Annotated in this window: 14 protein-coding genes; 8 read left to right on the top strand and 6 right to left on the bottom strand. The window is 66.8% G+C overall.

Annotation, left to right across the window (positions count from 1 at the left end; translation table 11 throughout):
• The first annotated feature begins 22 nt into the window (after nt 1-22).
• Genes glyS through LGM42_RS24350 form a run of 4 tightly spaced genes read left to right on the top strand, consistent with a single transcriptional unit; the run spans nt 23 to nt 4437 of the window.
• Nucleotides 23-2122, top strand: coding sequence for a glycine--tRNA ligase subunit beta (gene glyS, locus LGM42_RS24365; RefSeq protein ID WP_226233448.1), 2100 nt, complete (start codon nt 23-25; stop codon nt 2120-2122).
• A 10-nt stretch (nt 2123-2132) separates the two neighbouring features.
• Nucleotides 2133-2696 carry a D-glycero-beta-D-manno-heptose 1,7-bisphosphate 7-phosphatase gene (gene gmhB / locus LGM42_RS24360; protein ID WP_060314991.1) on the top strand — a complete coding sequence of 188 codons (564 nt, stop codon included), beginning with the start codon at nt 2133-2135 and terminating at the stop codon, nt 2694-2696.
• Nucleotides 2697-2739: 43 nt separating this feature from the next.
• Nucleotides 2740-3504 carry a lysophospholipid acyltransferase family protein gene (locus tag LGM42_RS24355; protein ID WP_059578704.1) on the top strand — a complete coding sequence of 255 codons (765 nt, stop codon included), beginning with the start codon at nt 2740-2742 and terminating at the stop codon, nt 3502-3504.
• Between the two features lie 45 nt (nt 3505-3549).
• Nucleotides 3550-4437, top strand: coding sequence for a M48 family metallopeptidase (locus tag LGM42_RS24350; RefSeq protein ID WP_226233446.1), 888 nt, complete (start codon nt 3550-3552; stop codon nt 4435-4437).
• Nucleotides 4438-4545: 108 nt separating this feature from the next.
• Here LGM42_RS24350 and gloA read toward each other — a convergent pair whose 3' ends face one another.
• The gene (gene gloA, locus LGM42_RS24345; RefSeq protein ID WP_059578709.1) at nt 4546-4929 is read right to left on the bottom strand and encodes a lactoylglutathione lyase; all 384 of its coding nucleotides are present in this window, start codon (nt 4927-4929) and stop codon (nt 4546-4548) included.
• 326 nt (nt 4930-5255) lie between these two features.
• Between gloA and LGM42_RS33385 the strand changes: the two genes are divergently transcribed.
• The gene (locus LGM42_RS33385) at nt 5256-5687 is read left to right on the top strand and encodes an STM2901 family protein (RefSeq protein ID WP_413227427.1); all 432 of its coding nucleotides are present in this window, start codon (nt 5256-5258) and stop codon (nt 5685-5687) included.
• Nucleotides 5687-6040: a DUF1493 family protein gene (locus LGM42_RS24340; RefSeq protein WP_060314982.1), complete on the top strand. Its 354-nt coding sequence runs from the start codon at nt 5687-5689 to the stop codon at nt 6038-6040. Before LGM42_RS33385 ends, LGM42_RS24340 begins: the two co-directional genes overlap by 1 nt.
• On the opposite strand, the gene rsmA is transcribed toward LGM42_RS24340, so the two are convergent.
• From rsmA to LGM42_RS24320, 4 genes are read right to left on the bottom strand one after another with little or no spacing between them, the layout of a single operon-like run.
• Nucleotides 6037-6858, bottom strand: coding sequence for a 16S rRNA (adenine(1518)-N(6)/adenine(1519)-N(6))-dimethyltransferase RsmA (rsmA, locus tag LGM42_RS24335; RefSeq protein ID WP_060314978.1), 822 nt, complete (start codon nt 6856-6858; stop codon nt 6037-6039). The two genes, LGM42_RS24340 and rsmA, sit on opposite strands and share 4 nt — an antisense overlap.
• 47 nt (nt 6859-6905) lie before the next feature.
• Nucleotides 6906-7895 (bottom strand): 4-hydroxythreonine-4-phosphate dehydrogenase PdxA, encoded by a 990-nt coding sequence (pdxA, locus tag LGM42_RS24330; RefSeq protein WP_060314975.1) that lies wholly within the window; start codon nt 7893-7895, stop codon nt 6906-6908.
• A gap of 11 nt (nt 7896-7906) precedes the next feature.
• Entirely contained in the window at nt 7907-9265 is a 1359-nt protein-coding gene (locus tag LGM42_RS24325) for a peptidylprolyl isomerase (RefSeq protein WP_059578719.1), read from the bottom strand.
• A 52-nt stretch (nt 9266-9317) separates the two neighbouring features.
• Complete coding sequence (locus LGM42_RS24320; protein WP_226225250.1) at nt 9318-11678, bottom strand: LPS-assembly protein LptD; 2361 nt, start codon at nt 11676-11678, stop codon at nt 9318-9320.
• 222 nt (nt 11679-11900) lie between these two features.
• Between LGM42_RS24320 and LGM42_RS24315 the strand changes: the two genes are divergently transcribed.
• Both LGM42_RS24315 and murU read left to right on the top strand, forming a co-directional pair.
• The gene (locus LGM42_RS24315; protein WP_059642949.1) at nt 11901-12950 is read left to right on the top strand and encodes an aminoglycoside phosphotransferase family protein; all 1050 of its coding nucleotides are present in this window, start codon (nt 11901-11903) and stop codon (nt 12948-12950) included.
• A 22-nt stretch (nt 12951-12972) separates the two neighbouring features.
• Nucleotides 12973-13692 carry an N-acetylmuramate alpha-1-phosphate uridylyltransferase MurU gene (gene murU / locus LGM42_RS24310; protein ID WP_226233444.1) on the top strand — a complete coding sequence of 240 codons (720 nt, stop codon included), beginning with the start codon at nt 12973-12975 and terminating at the stop codon, nt 13690-13692.
• A gap of 76 nt (nt 13693-13768) precedes the next feature.
• Here the strand turns inward: murU and LGM42_RS24305 are convergent, their stop codons facing one another.
• Nucleotides 13769-15640 carry an ABCB family ABC transporter ATP-binding protein/permease gene (locus LGM42_RS24305; RefSeq protein WP_060314964.1) on the bottom strand — a complete coding sequence of 624 codons (1872 nt, stop codon included), beginning with the start codon at nt 15638-15640 and terminating at the stop codon, nt 13769-13771.
• Nucleotides 15641-15784: the final 144 nt, after the last annotated feature.

Here is a 15784-nt window from a genome sequence, read left to right as displayed (position 1 = left end):
CGAGACGAGATTTATTCCAGACATGACGCACAATCATCCCGCCCCCCTGCTCGTCGAACTGCTGACCGAAGAGCTGCCGCCGAAGGCCCTCGCGCGCCTCGGCGACGCATTCGCCGAAGGTATCGCACAACGCCTCGCCGCGCGCGACCTCGTCGAAGGCGAACTCGTGTTCGAACGCTACGCGACGCCGCGCCGCCTCGCCGTCGTCGTGCAGAACGTACGCGCCGTCGCGCCCGACAGACAGGTCCGCGAAAAGGTCCTGCCCGTGTCGGTCGCGCTCGACGCGCAAGGCAACCCGACGGCCCCGCTCGCGAAGAAGCTTGCGGCGCTCGGCCACCCGAACGCCTCGATCGCCGATCTCGAACGCGCGCAGGACGGCAAGGCCGAAGCGTTCTTCATCAACTACTCGGCGGCCGGCGCCACGCTCGCCGACGGCCTGCAGGCCGCGCTCGACGAAGCGCTCGCGAAGCTACCGATCCCGAAATTCATGACGTACCAGCGCCCGGACGGCACGGACGTGAAGTTCGTGCGTCCGGTGCATCGCCTGACGGTGCTGCACGACGACCGCGTCGTGCCCGTCACCGCGTTCGGCGTCGACGCGGGCGACACCACGCTCGGCCACCGCTTCCTGTCCGACGGCCTCGTCGCGATCCAGCATGCGCGCGCGTACGCCGACACGCTGCGCGACAAGGGCCGCGTGATCGCGCACTTCGCCGATCGTCGCGAAACGATCCGCACGCAGCTGAACGAACATGCGAACGGCGACACGGTCGTGATGCCCGAATCGCTGCTCGACGAAGTCACGTCGCTGGTCGAATGGCCGGTCGTCTACCCGTGCCGCTTCGAGGACGAATTCCTGCAGGTGCCGCAGGAATGCCTGATCCTCACGATGCAGACGAACCAGAAGTATTTCGCGCTGACCGACGTCGCCGGCAAGCTGCGCTCGCGCTTCCTGATCGTGTCGAACATCGAGACGAAGACGCCGGGCGAGATCGTCGAAGGCAACGAGCGCGTCGTGCGCCCGCGCCTCGCCGATGCGAAGTTCTTCTTCGAGCAGGACAAGAAGAAGCCGCTCGCCGATCGCGTGCCGCAGCTCGCCAACGTCGTCTATCACAACAAGCTCGGTTCGGCGCTCGCGCGCGTCGAGCGCCTCGAGGCGCTGGCGGGCGAGATCGCCCCGGCGATCGGCGCCGATCCCGCGCACGCGAAGCGCGCCGCGCGCCTCGCGAAGGCCGACCTGCTGACCGACATGGTCGGCGAGTTCCCGGAACTGCAGGGCACGATGGGCACGTACTACGCGCGCCACGACGGCGAAGCCGACGACGTCGCGCTCGCGTGCGCCGAGCACTACCAGCCGCGCTTTTCCGGCGACGCGCTGCCGACCACGCCGGTGTCGACCGCCGTCGCGCTCGCCGACAAGCTCGAAACGATCGTCGGCATCTGGGGCATCGGCCTCGCGCCGACGGGCGAGAAGGATCCGTTCGCGCTGCGCCGCCACGCGCTCGGCGTGCTGCGCCTGCTGCTCGAAAAGCAGTTGCCGCTCGATCTCGTGTCGCTGCTGCGCACGGCCCATGCACGCTTCGACGGCGTGCCGGGCGTCGCCGAATCGACCGACGCGATCTTCGCGTTCTTCATGGATCGCCTGCGCGGCCTGCTGCGCGAGCGCGGCTATTCGGCCGGCGAAATCGACGCGGTGCTGAGCCTGAACCCGACGCGCATCGACGATCTCGTCGCGCGCCTCGACGCGGTGCGCGAATTCACGCGCCTCGCGGAAGCCGAAGCGCTCGCGGCCGCGAACAAGCGGATCTCGAACATCCTGAAGAAGTCGGAAGGCGGCGCGAACGGCGCGGTGCAGCCGACGCTGCTCGTCGAGGCCGCGGAAAAGGCGCTGCACGAGCAGCTCGCGGCCGTCACGCCGCACGTGCAGTCGCAGCTCGAGGCGCGCGCGTACACGGGCGCGCTGTCGGCGCTCGCCGCGCTGCGCGCGCCGGTCGACACGTTCTTCAACGACGTGATGGTCAACGCGGAAGATCCGGCGCTGCGCGCGAACCGTCTCGCGCTGCTGTCCGCGCTGCACCAGCAGATGAACTGCGTCGCCGACATCTCGAAGCTCGCCGCATAAGGGCCGCACGATGCCGATCAGCCCCAACCGAAAGCTCGTCGTCCTCGACCGGGACGGCGTGATCAACGTCGATTCGGATGCGTTCATCAAGACGCCCGACGAATGGATCGCGCTGCCCGGCAGCTTCGAGGCGATCGCCCGGCTCAACCACGCGGGCTACCGCGTGGTCGTCGCGACCAACCAGTCCGGCATCGGTCGTGGGCTGTTCGACATGGCCGCGCTCAACGAGATGCACCTGAAGATGCATCGCGCGGCGGCTGCCGTCGGCGCGCGCATCGACGCGGTGTTCTTCTGCCCGCACACGGCCGAGGATCACTGCGACTGCCGCAAGCCGAAACCCGGCATGATGCAGATGATCGCCGAGCGCTTCGAGATCGATCCCGATCACACGCCGGTCGTCGGCGATTCGCTGCGCGACCTGCTCGCCGGCGTCGCGGTCGGCTTCCAGCCGCACCTCGTGCTGACCGGCAAGGGCAAGAAGACGCTCGCCGCGGGCAACCTGCCGCCCGGCACGAAGGTGCACGACGACCTGCGCGCGTTCGCGCTCGATTTTCTTTCACACGAACACGAGTGATGCGGCTGCCGCGCGCATCCTCCCCAACGCCAGACTCACGCCGATGCGCTTCGTTCGCTCCCTGCTGCTGCTGATCTACTTCATCCTGTACACGGTGCCGTACGCCACCGCGTGCTTCATCGCGTTCCCGTTCATGCGCCCCGACGCACGCTACTGGATGGCGGCCGGCTGGTGCAAGTCGACGCTGTGGGTCGTGCGCTGGCTGAACGGCATCCGCTACCGGATCGAAGGGATGGAGAACCTGCCCGACGGCCCGGCCGTGCTGCTGTCGAAGCATCAATCCGCGTGGGAGACGCTCGCGTTTCCCGCGCTGATGCCCAAGCCGCTCTGCTACGTGTTCAAGCGCGAGCTGCTGTACGTGCCGTTCTTCGGCTGGGCGCTCGGGCTGCTGCACATGGTCAACATCAACCGCAAGGAAGGCAAGAACGCGTTCAATTCGGTGATCCGCCAGGGTAAGAAGCGCCTGTCGGAAGGCGCATGGATGATCATGTTCCCCGAAGGCACGCGCACGCCGGTCGGCAAGCAGGGCAAGTACAAGACGGGCGGCGCGCGCTTCGCGATCGAAACCGGCACGCCGGTCGTGCCGATCGCGCACAATGCAGGTCGTGTGTGGCCGCGCAACTCGTTCACGAAATTCCCGGGCGTCGTCACCGTGTCGATCGGCAAGCCGATTCCGGTCGAAGGCAAGACGCCCGACGTATTGAACTCGCAGGTCGAAGCCTGGATCGAAGCGGAAATGCGCCGCATCGATCCCGATGCGTATCGTCAGGCGGGCAACGCCGGCACACGCGATGCCGCGCGCGCCTGACGCCCCGGATTGCAGCCGTTGCGTACGACAAAAAGAAGCGAACTGATGAAACAGCGTCCGCGGCCACGGCCTGCCGTCGTGGCCCTCGATCATCGCCAGATGGACCTGCCGCTCTTCGACGGGCCGGCCGCGCCGCCGTCGGCGCCCGCCGCCCCGCCGGCGCCGCCCGAAGCCGCCCCTGCCGCGCCGCTCGATCCCGGTCCGGCGCCCGATCGCTCGCGCGTGCGCACGTTCGCGCTCGACAGCCGCGTGCTCGAATACCGGCTCAAGCGCTCGGCGCGCCGCACGATCGGCTTCACGATCGACGGCAGCGGGCTGTCGATCACCGCGCCGCGCTGGGTCACGCTCGCTGACATCGAGGCGGCAATCGCCGAGAAGCAGCGCTGGATCTTCGCGAAGCTCGCGGAATGGAAGACGCGCACCGAGCAGCGCGCGCTGCCGCAGATCGACTGGCGTGACGGCGCGCAACTGCCGTATCTGGGCAAGACGGTGACGATCGCGCTCGGCGCGGGCGCCGTCGCGTTCGATGCCAATGCGCAGCGGCTGTCGCTGCCGCTGCCCGTGCAGGCCGACATGCAGCAGATCAAGGATCGCGTGCAGGGCTGGCTGCAGGGCGAAGCGAAACGCATCTTCGGCGAACGCCTCGCGGTCTATGCGGAAAAGCTCGGCGTCACGTATTCGATGTATGCGCTGTCGTCGGCCGCGACGCGTTGGGGCAGTTGCTCGAGCGACGGCAAGATCCGCCTGAACTGGCGGCTGATCCATTTCCCGATGTCGATCATCGACTACGTCGTCGCGCACGAGCTGTCGCACCTGCGCGAGATGAACCACAGCCCGGCCTTCTGGCAGACCGTCGAATCGATCTTCCCCGAGTTCCGCGAAGCGCGGCACACGCTCAAGCATCACCCGCCCGAGCTGCTGCCGTCGCTCTGACGCGCACGGCTTCGCCGCCAACGAAAAAGGGCGATGCGGATTACCCCGCATCGCCCTTTTTCGTTGGCGCGGCGCACATCGCACGCCGCGGCCCGGTTCATCCCGCGCTTACTTCTTCTGGATGAACTCGATCTTGTAGCCGTCCGGATCCTCGACGAACGCGATCACGGTCGTGCCGTGCTTCATCGGGCCCGCCTCGCGCGTGACCTTGCCGCCTTGCGCCTTGATCTTCTCGCAGGCCGCGTACGCATCGTCGACCGCCACCGCCAGATGGCCGAAGCCATTGCCGAGATCGTAGGACGGCGTGTCCCAGTTGTGGGTCAGCTCGATCACGGTGCCCGTGCGCTCGTCTTCGTAGCCGACGAACGCGAGCGTGAACTTGCCTTCCGGATAGTCCTCGCGACGCAGCAGCTTCATGCCGAGCAATTCGGTGTAGAACTTGATCGAGCGGTCGAGATCGCCGACTCGCAGCATCGTATGCAGCAAACGCATGTGTTGTACTCCTGTGGGGACTTTCCAGAAGCGGAAATTCTACCGGAGTCGCCGAAAATCCGCTGGCCGCGGGCCTCCGCGAGACGTGACAGCCTTTTGGCCGCATGGGTGACGCGACAACTATTGGCTCGCGCGGGAAATAAGAAAGATACGAGGATTAATGGGAAATCCGCGGCACCGACGCAGTGAAAAACGCATCGCATCAGCGGTGTTATTCTGACAAGTCCGAACAATATCGAGACATTTAAATATCTCAAAATAAATCAGATTGCCATTCGCAGAAACAATACATTATTATTGCAATCTCATTTTATTATCACACCGCCATACAAAACACATATACATATGGGATACACAGCAACCTCACACCTGCAGAACTATTCTTTTTGATCGCAGTCGATAAAACCATGGATGAGTTGGGAGTTAGTGATGCAGCAGGTGTTGCAATGATACTTGCGGGCTCACGGTTTCTCTCAACACGAGGCAAATTCGCGGGTGCAGTAAAAGGGACCTCGGTTGCGTCGAAGGTCTCTCGCTCACTATTGCCCTATGAGATAAAATATCGGATCTTACCGACGTTCACATCATGGACCAGTGTAGCGCGATTACGAGTGAAGTTGACGAACCATATTGGTGTATTCGTCGGCCGGGCGACTCCGGGAGTCGGCTGGGCGATTACTGCCGTCGATGTGGCAATGATCGGGTATAAATCGGTTATGGAATACAACCGACGAGTAAAACGTGAGGATCGACTGTAATGGACGATGCGTGGCCCCAACTTCAGCAATTCATACGGGAAGTACGCGCCGCCGGAGTATTCGGGCTGGACGATGAATTAACTCGCGATATGGATCTGTATCACGATCTCGATTGGGAACCACCCAAAATCGTGAACGTCATACAGATGTGGGGCGATCGATTTCACGTCGACCTCAGCGACTTCAATGTCGCCTACTACGTTCCATCCGCGAGTATGCGAAAGCGTGACGTAGTGCTGGCTGCGTTGAAGTCGCCGTTCAGCGCGAAGGCGCGCGAATCGCTAGGAGGCCGATCGCTCACACTGGGGATGTTGGAAGAAGCAATGAAGCGGGGGCGATGGGAACGGCGTTAACGACGCACCGCCGCCAGCGCCTGCGCCACCCCGACATATTCGGCCACGCTCACATCCTCCGCGCGCCGTGCGAGATCGAAACCGAGCCCGTCGAAATCGATCGTCTCGCGATAATCGCCGAGCGTGTTGCGCAGCATCTTGCGGCGCTGCGAGAACGCGGCGGTGACGATTTCGCCGAGCAGCACGGGATCGACGTCCGGCAGTTCGTGCGGCTCGTACGGAATCATCCGGACGATCGCCGAATCGACCTTCGGCGGCGGCTGGAACGATTCCGGCGGCACGTCGAGCATCTTCTCCATCACGTAACGGTACTGCAGCATCACCGACAGCCGGGAAAACGCCTTCGTGCCCGGCTCCGCGACCATCCGCTCGACGACTTCGTTCTGCAGCATGAAATGCTGGTCGATGACCGCATCGGCGAACGTCATCAGGTGAAACAGCAGCGGGCTGGAAATGTTGTACGGCAGGTTGCCGACGATCCGCAGCGACGGCTTGTCGCCGGGCGCCGCGAGTGAGCGGAAGTCGAACGCGAGCGCGTCGCCCGCGTGCAGCTCCAGCAGCGCGCCGAAGCGTTGCTGCAGGCGCCCGATCAGGTCGCGGTCGAGCTCGACCGCGTGCAGCGGCGACTCGGGCGTCGCGAGGCGCTCGATCAGCGGCTCGGTCAGCGCGCCGAGCCCGGGGCCGATCTCGACCATCCGCTGGCCGCGGGCGGGGCCGATCGTCGCGACGATCGAGTCGATCACGCCGTGATCGACGAGAAAGTTCTGCCCGAAGCGCTTGCGCGCGAAATGGCCTTGGTGCTGTCTGCTGTTCGACATCGACTCAGTAAAACGAAAAATACGACGAAAGGAGTAAGCCGGCGGCGTCAGGCTGCGCGGCGATGGCGCGCCATCGTGACGGCCGTATCGAGCGCGGCGATCATGCTGCCCGGATCCGCGCGGCCCGTGCCGGCCAGATCGAGCGCGGTGCCGTGATCGACCGACGTGCGGATGATCGGCAGCCCGAGCGTCACGTTGATGCCCTCGCCGAACGTCGCGTACTTCAGCACGGGCAGGCCCTGGTCATGGAACATCGCCAGCACGCAATCGGCATCGGCCAGATGGCGCGGCTGGAACAGCGTGTCGGCCGGATACGGGCCGCGCGCGTCGATGCGTTGCGCGTTCGCGCGGGCCAGCGCCGGTTCGATCACGTCGATCTCCTCGCGGCCGAGATAACCGTTCTCGCCCGCGTGCGGGTTCAGGCCCGTCACGAGGATGCGTGGCGCGGCGAGACCGAAATCGCGCCGCAGGTCGCGATCGATGATCGCGAGCGTCTCGACGAGCCCGTCGATCGTCAGCGCGGCCGATACGTCCTTCAGCGGCAGGTGCGTGGTCGCGAGCGCGACGCGCAGCGGCCGGTGGCCGGTGCCGGCCAGCATCATCACGACGCGCGGCGTATGCGTGCGTTCGGCCAGGTATTCGGTATGGCCGGTGAACGGCACGCCCGCGTCGTTGATCGTGCTTTTCTGCAGCGGCGCGGTGACGATCGCGTCGTACCGGCCCGCCAGCGCGCCGTCGATCGCCGCGTCGAGCAGCCCGAGCACGTACCGGCCGTTCGCCGCGTCCAGCTTGCCCGCCTGCGCGGGCGCGGCCAGCGCGTGATGCGCGACCGACACCTGCGCGCCGCCCGCCAGCGTGGCCGGGTCGGCCCCGACCGCCGCCGCCCGCGCATCGAGCAGCGCCGCATCGCCGAGCACGGTGAAATGCGCGTCGGGCCAGCGCTGCGCGGCGTCACGCAGCGCCTGCACGGTCAGCTCCGGGCCGACCCCCGCGGGTTCGCCGGTCGTGATCGCGATCTGCAGCGCGGGCATGGTCATCCGATGCTCGCTCAGTTCGCCGGGCCGACGCCGCCGATCTTGTACTGCACGTACGACGAATCGCGCAGCTCGCGCAGCCAGTCGGCATAGGCCTGTTCGGCCTTGCGCTGGCCGATCGCCTGACGGGCGATGTCCATCTGCTGCTGCACCGACCCTTCCGCTTCACGGCGGCTCAGCACCTGGATCAGGTGGTAGCCGTACTCGGTGCGAATCGGCTGGCTGATCTGGCCGTCCTGCAGGCTGTTCATCGCGCGCTCGAATTCCGGCACGGTCTCGCCCGGGCTGATCCAGCCCAGATCGCCGCCCTGCGACGCCGAGCCGTCCTGCGAGTAGGTGCGCGCGAACTTCGCGAAATCGCCGCCGGCCTCGACCTGGTTGCGGATGTCGCTCAATTGCTGGCGCGCCTGGCCTTCCGACTTGCCTTCGCCGACGCGCAGCAGGATGTGGCGCACGTGCGTCTGCACGATCTTCGGCGCCGCGGCGCTCGCGCCCTGGCTCTGGCGGCGGTCGACGAGACGCACGATCTCGAAGCCGTCCGGCACGCGGATCAGCGTCGGGTTGACCTGGCCCGGGCGCAGCTTCGACGCGGCGTCGACGACGTCGGCCGGCAGCGCGCTCGGCGCCTTGAAGCCGAGATCGCCGCCCTTCTTCGCGTCGTTCGCTTCGGAGTTGTTCTTCGCGAGGCGCTCGAAATCGGCGCCCGACTTCGCCTGCTGCAGCAGCGCTTCGGCCTTCTTCTGCGCGGCTTCGATGTCGGCCTGCGGCGCGTTGGTCGGCGCCTTGATGAAGATGTGCTGGAAGCGCAGGTCCTGCTGCTGCGCCGCGTTCGGCCCGCGCTGGCTCGCGATGTAGTTCGCGACCTCGGCGTCCGACACCGTGATCTTGCCGTCGACTTCGCGCTCACGCAGCTTCGACAGCATCAGCTCGGTACGCGCATCGTTCGTGAAGATGCTCCACGGCACGCCTTGCGCCTCGAGACGCGCGCGGTACTGGTCGAGCGTCATCCCGTTCGCCTGCGCGAGACGCTGCAGCGTGGCCTGCACGGTCGCGTCGTCGATGCGGATCCCGTCGTCCTTGGCCTTTTGCACCTGGATACGCTCGAGCACCATCTGGTTCAGCACCTGCGCGCGCAACTGGTCGGCCGGCGGCACCGGCGCGTTCTGCTGCTGCAGCCGGCGCGCGATCAGGCCGACGCGCTGGTCGAGTTCGCGGCCGGTGATCACGTCGTTGTTGACGACCGCGACGACTTCGTCGGCGAGCTGCGCACCTTGCGAACCGAGCGCCTGCGCCGCAGCGGGCGCGGCGGCGAGCAGCGCGGCGGACGCGGCGAGGCTGGACACGACTGCCGCGAAACGAAGGGTTTTCTTCATTGCCACTGAAACTCCATTGAAATCGTGCTGACCGGTGCAGACATTGCCGGCGTTACTCGTAGTTGCTGAAGCGGGACATCGGCGGCGGCGGCGGCGGCAACGGCGTGTAGCCCGGCACCCCGGCGCGGAATGCGGACACGAGCCCGTTGTCGACCGTCGACAAGCCCTTGAGCGTCAGTTGCATCATGAATCGCGTCGACGAGTTCTGCTGTCCCGACGAATTGATGCCGTTCGCGGCCCGCTGCACCCCGACGCCGAGCGCCCAGCAATCCGCGTCGTATTGTAAGCCGACCAGACCGTCGACCACGCGATCTCCGGCGAAGTCGTAGTTGAAGCGGCCGATCGCATACAGGCGGCGCGTGAGCGGCCACTGCGCGGACACCAGGAACTGGTTGATCGGCTGGTTGTCGAGCGTGGTGTTCGTGCGCGTATAGCGGTAGCCGACGTTGATCACGCGGCGCTCGCCCGGGCTGTAGCCGAAACCGATACTCGACTTCACGAGCTGGTTGTTGTTCTGGTTGTACTGGAACGCCGTTTCCGACATGAAGCCCGAGCCGAGCTTCAGCGCGGCGCCGACGATCAGGTCCGAGTGGCGCGCCAGCACGGCGCTCTGCCCGGGCGTCAGCGTGACGCGCTGATCCGCGAAGTAGTACTGCTGCGCGATCACGAAGCGCGCGCGCTCGTCGCCGGTGCGCGGATCGATGAAGCGCGACGTGAGGCCGGCCGTGATCCGGTTCGCGTCGGCGATCCGGTCGTTGCCGACGAACGTGTTCGGCTGGTAGATCTCCGCGAGGCCGAAGTCCGATTCCGCGGTGTCGAACAGCGGCGCGTTCGACTGGTCGCGATACGGCGTGTACACGTAGTACAGGCGCGGCTCGAGGGTCTGGATGAAGTCCTGGCCGAACAGGCGCACCGAACGGTCGAAGATCAGGCCCGTGTCGAAGCTCACGGTCGGGATCGACTCGGTGAAGCGCTTGGGGCTGTTCGGCGTGGTCGACGACAGGTAGTTCAGGTCGTACGACGCGAAGTGGTACTGGACCTTCGGCACGACGAAGTAGCCGGGCCCGTACACGCCGTACGAGATGTACGGATTGAAGACGATGCGGTCGCCTTCGGTCGCGTCGGCGGTCGTGATGCGAAACCGCGAATAATCGGCTTCCGCGCCGAAGTCGAAGCCGCCGACGTTGTACTTCGTGTACTTCACGTTCAACTGCGGCTCGCGGCTGTACGGCGCGATCGACGGCGGCAGCGTCTGCCAGTGCTGGTAGCGCGCGAGCACCGACCACGGGCCGTTGTTGTACGTAAGGCCGGCTTCCTGCTGGTACAGCGTCTGCGTCCCGTTGATGAACTGGTTCGCCGACCCGAGGTCTTCCGGATACGTGTTGTCCGAGACCTTGTTGTAATAGACGTAGCCGCCGAAACCGCCGCCGAAGTTCTGCTGGTGCTGCCAGTAGATCGCGTAGCGGTTGCGGTGCGCGAGCCGGTCGTCCGGCAGGTAATTGGCCGTGAACGTGCCCGAATACGACGGCGACAGATAGCGGAACGTCGCCTCGGCCATCACGCCGCGCCGCGAGATGATGCGCGGCGTGAGCGTCAGGTCGCGGTTCGGCGCGATGTTGAAGTAGTACGGCAGCGACAGCTCGAAGCCGTTGCTCGAGTTCACCGAGAACGTCGGCGGCAGCAGGCCGCTGCGCCGCTCGCCCGACAGCGGGAACGTCATCCACGGGCTCGCGAAGATCGGCACGCCCTGGAAGAACAGCACGCCGTTGCGCGCGGTGCCCTCGTCGGCACCCGTATCGAAGTCGAAGCGGCTGCCCTTGATGTACCACGCGGGATTCGTCGCGCACTGGCATGCGGTATACGTGCCGTTGACGAACACCGAGCGCTCGTTGTCGACCATGTCGACGCGCTCCGCGCTGCCCGACCCGCCCGTCACGTTGAAGTGATACTTCGGCGCGGTCATGAAGCCCTGGTTCGCCTCGACCTTCAGGTGCGCCTCGGGGCCCGCGAACGACGTGCCGCCGTTGATCACCTTGACCTGGCCGTACGCATCGGCCATGTCGGTATCCTGATCGTAGTGGATCGCGTCGGCCTTCACGACGGCATCGCCGCGCCGCAGCTCGGCGGAGCCCTTCGCGGCGAGATCCTGCTCGGCGGTGCCGCTCGTGTGGTCGGCGATCACGAACGCGGCCGGCTTCGCGCCGTCCTTCAGCGGATGATCCTCGAGCTGGGGTGCGAGACGCAGATCCCACGGCGAGTCGAGCGGCTGCGGCTGCGCAGCGGCGCCCGACAGCTGCGCGTACGACACGGCCGGCACGAGGCCGGGCACGGCCAGGAGCGCGAGCGCGAGCCGCCGTTTGCGCGGCGCCCCGTCACCGGGGAAAACATTCGGGAATAGCGGTTTGGGCGGCATCTATCGTTTGGCGAATCGCCCCTTGTCAACCGCGCCTGCACGGCACCTTCGCGCGCGGCGGGCCGCGCCGTCGAGCCGCGACTGCGGCTCTTCGCAAACCGGGGAGGCGATCGGGCGGACGTCGCGACAGGCGCGGGCCTGCACGGCGGAAGCTGACGCGGGGCGCGTCAAAAAAGTCGTGGGGTATTATATGGCAAGACGTTCCCCCCTCCGCCGAGTTTCATGACGCCCCCATCCGCCGCATCCCAGCCCGACGCCCGCCTCGACGCGCTCACCGCGTGGCTGCGCCCGCTCGCCGGGCGCTACGCCCTCGATCTGTCGACCCTCGCGCCCGCGTCGTCGGACGCCAGTTTCCGCCGCTATTTCCGCGTCGCGTCCGCCGCGAGCCCCGGCGGCACGCTGATCGCCGTCGACGCGCCGCCGCCCGAGAAGTGCCGCGAGTTCGTCCAGGTCGCGCAGTTGCTCGCCGCGGCCGGCGACCACGTGCCGGACGTGCTCGCCCACGATTTCGACGCGGGCTTCATGCTCGTGACGGACCTCGGCCGCACGTCGTACATCTCGGTGCTCGATCCGGCCGACCCGGCCGCCGCAAAGCCGCTGATGCGGGCGGCGCTCGATGCGCTGATCCGTTTCCAGCTCACGTCGAAGCCCGACGTGCTGCCGCCGTTCGACGAAGCGTTCCTGCGCCGCGAAATGGAGCTGATGCCCGAATGGTTCGTCGGCCGCCACCTCGGCAAGCCCGTCACCGACGCGATGCGCGGCACGCTCGACCGCACATTCGCGCTGCTGGTCGCGAGCGCGCACGCGCAGCCGCAAGGCTTCATGCTGCGCGACTTCATGCCGCGCAACCTGATGGTCTGCGAGCCGAACCCGGGCGTGCTCGACTTCCAGGACGCCGTGTACGGGCCGCTGACGTACGACGTCGTGTCGCTGCTGCGCGACGCGTTCATCAGCTGGGACGAGGAATTCGAGCTCGACTGCTTCGCGTACTACTGGGAAAAGGCGAAAAAGGCCGGCCTGCCGGTCGATCCCGACTTCGGCGAGTTCTACCGCCAGCTCGAATGGATGGGCCTGCAGCGCCACATCAAGATCCTCGGCCTGTTCGCGCGCATCAACTACCGCGACGGCAAGCCGCACTACCTGAACGACCTGCCGCGCTTCCTCGCGTATGCGCGCAAGGTCGCGCTGCGCTATCGTCCGCTCGTGCCGTTCGCGAAGCTGCTCGACGAGCTCGAGGGCAACGCGCCGGCCGACGTCGGCTATACGTTCTGAGCGCCCTTACACCCAGTCGAACATGAGCCCTACCCTGACCACGGCGATGATCTTCGCCGCCGGACGCGGCGAACGGATGCGTCCGCTGACCGACACCTGCCCGAAGCCGCTGCTCGAAGCCGGCGGCAAGCCGCTGATCGTGTGGCAGATCGAGGCGCTCGCGCGTGCGGGCATCGACACGATCGTGATCAACCATGCGTGGCTCGGCGAACGAATCGAGGCCGCGCTCGGCGACGGTTCGCGCTGGGGCGTGCGGATCGCGTATTCGGCCGAAGGCGAAGCGCTGGAAACCGCCGGCGGCATCGCACAGGCGCTGCCGCTCATCGGGCGCGACGGCCAACCGACCGTGTTCGCGGCCGTCAGCGGCGACGTGTACTGCGCCTTCGACTACCGGACGCTCGCGCCGCGCGCCGCCCGGATGGCCGCACTCGACACGCCGGCGATGCACCTCGTGATGGTGCCGAACCCGCCGTTCCACCCGGCCGGCGACTTCGCGCTCGGCGACGACGGCCGTCTCGCGCTCGATGGCGCCGCGCGCTTCACGTTCGGCAACATCGGCCTGTACGACACACGGATGTTCCGCGACCTCGCGCCCGGCACGCGGCGCGCGCTGACGCCGTACTACCGCGCGGCGATCGAGGCCGGCCGCGCGACCGGCGAACTGTACGAAGGGATCTGGGAGAACGTCGGCACGCCCGCGCAGCTCGGCGAGCTGGACGCGCGCCTGCGCGCCGCGGGCTGAGCGGAGCCGACGGACGGCCGCGCACCGTCGTGCCGGCCGCCCGCCGCGCGCCACGGCACGCAGCCCACCCAAACCGTTACGCGGCCTCGGCCTCTTCCCCGCCGGCTGCCGCGCGCTGCTGCTGCAGCGCCCACATCTGCGCATACAGCCCGTCGGCGCGCACGAGTTCGTCGTGCGTGCCGCGCTCGACGATCCGCCCGTGATCCATCACGAGAATCTGCTGCGCGTGCACGACCGTCGACAGCCGGTGCGCGATCACGAGCGTCGTGCGATGCCGCGCGATCTGGTCGAGTTCGTGCTGGATCGCGCGTTCCGAGCGCGAATCGAGCGCCGACGTCGCTTCGTCGAACAGCAGCACCGGCGGATCCTTCAGCAGCGTGCGCGCGATCGCGACGCGCTGCTTCTCGCCGCCGGACAGCTTCAGCCCGCGCTCGCCGACCGGCGTGTCATAGCCCTTCGGCAAGCTCTCGATGAAATCGTGGATGTGCGCGGCGCGCGCGGCCGCGACCACCTCGTCACGGCTCGCCGTCGGCCGGCCGTACGCGATGTTGTAGTAGATCGAGTCGTTGAACAGCACGGTGTCCTGCGGCACGATCCCGATCGACGCGCGCAGCGATTCCTGCGTGACGTCGCGAATGTCCTGGCCGTCGATCCGGATCGCGCCGCCCGTCTGCCGGTCGAGATCGTAAAAGCGGAACAGCAGCCGCGACAGCGTCGATTTCCCCGAACCGCTGTGGCCGACCACCGCGGTCGTCGTGCCGGCCTCGATCGTAAAGGTCACGTCGTGCAGGATCGGCCGCGACGGCTCGTACGCGAAGTTCACGTGCTCGAAGCGCACCTGCGCACCGGCCACCGCGAGCGGCGGCGCATCCGGCCGGTCGGCCACTTCCTTCGGCGCCGACAGCAGCCCGAACATCCGATCCATGTCGGTGAGGCTCTGCTTCAGCTCGCGATAGACGACGCCCAGGAAATTCAGCGGGATGTACAGCTGCAGCATGAACGTGTTGATCAGCACGAGATCGCCGAGCGTCAGCTTGCCCGCGAGCACGCCCTGCGTCGCGCGCCACAGGATGAACACGAGCCCCGTGCCGATGATCGCCTGCTGGCCGAAGTTCAGCACCGACAGCGAGTTCTGCGAGCGGATCGCGGCCTTCCGGTAGCGCTTCAGGTTCTCGTCGTAGCGCTGCGCCTCCCACTCCTCGTTGCCGAAGTACTTCACCGTCTCGTAGTTGATCAGCGAATCGATCGCCCGCGAGTTCGCGCGCGAATCGAGCTCGTTCATCGTGCGGCGGAAGTGCGTGCGCCAGTTGGTGACCTTCACGGTGAACACGATGTACGTGACGAGCGCCGCGAACGTCACGTACGCGTAGTACGCCTCGTACTTGACCACGAAGAAGCCGAGCACGAGCCCGACCTCGACGAGCGTCGGCAGGATGCTGTACAGCGAATACGAAATCAGTTGCTGGATGCCGCGCGTGCCGCGCTCGATGTCGCGCGACATGCCGCCCGTCTGGCGTTCGAGATGGAACCGCAGCGACAGCCCGTGCAGGTGCCGGAACACCTGCAGCGCAAGCTGGCGCACCGCGCTCTCGGTGACCTTCGAGAACAGGATCTCGCGCAGCTCGGTAAAGAGCGACGTCGACAGCCGCACGAGCGCATACGCGACGACCAGCAGCCCGACGCCGCCCGCGAGCACGATGCCGGCCGACTGCTCGGCGCGGCCGAGCGCGGTGAGCTGCTGCACGGCGGACAGGTGGTCGACGATGCGCTTCATCACGACCGGCACGCCGAGGTTCGCGACCTTCGCGCCGATCAGGCAGCCGAGCGCGAGCGCGACGCGCCATTTGTAGGTGGTCAGGTACGGCAGCAGCGACCGGATGGTCTGCCAGTCGTTGCGAGGCCCGGTCGAAGCCGGCGCGGGCTCGCCGGAAGCGGGAAATCGGCGCATGGGGAAAAGGTCCTGCGGCGATGCCGGACGCGCGTATCGACGGCCGGCTCGCGCGCTTTCTCGTACAATTTGCGAACGTTGTATTGTCGCAGAAGCCGCTTCGCGCCGCTGCCGGCGGCCTTGCCGGCCGGCCTGCGCGCGGCG

Origin of the sequence: Burkholderia sp. AU39826, assembly GCF_020419965.1 — a bacterium.
Lineage (GTDB): Bacteria > Pseudomonadota > Gammaproteobacteria > Burkholderiales > Burkholderiaceae > Burkholderia > Burkholderia semiarida.
The sequence above is the reverse complement of the archived record's forward strand: the minus strand, read 5'-3'. Positions and strand labels throughout refer to the sequence as shown.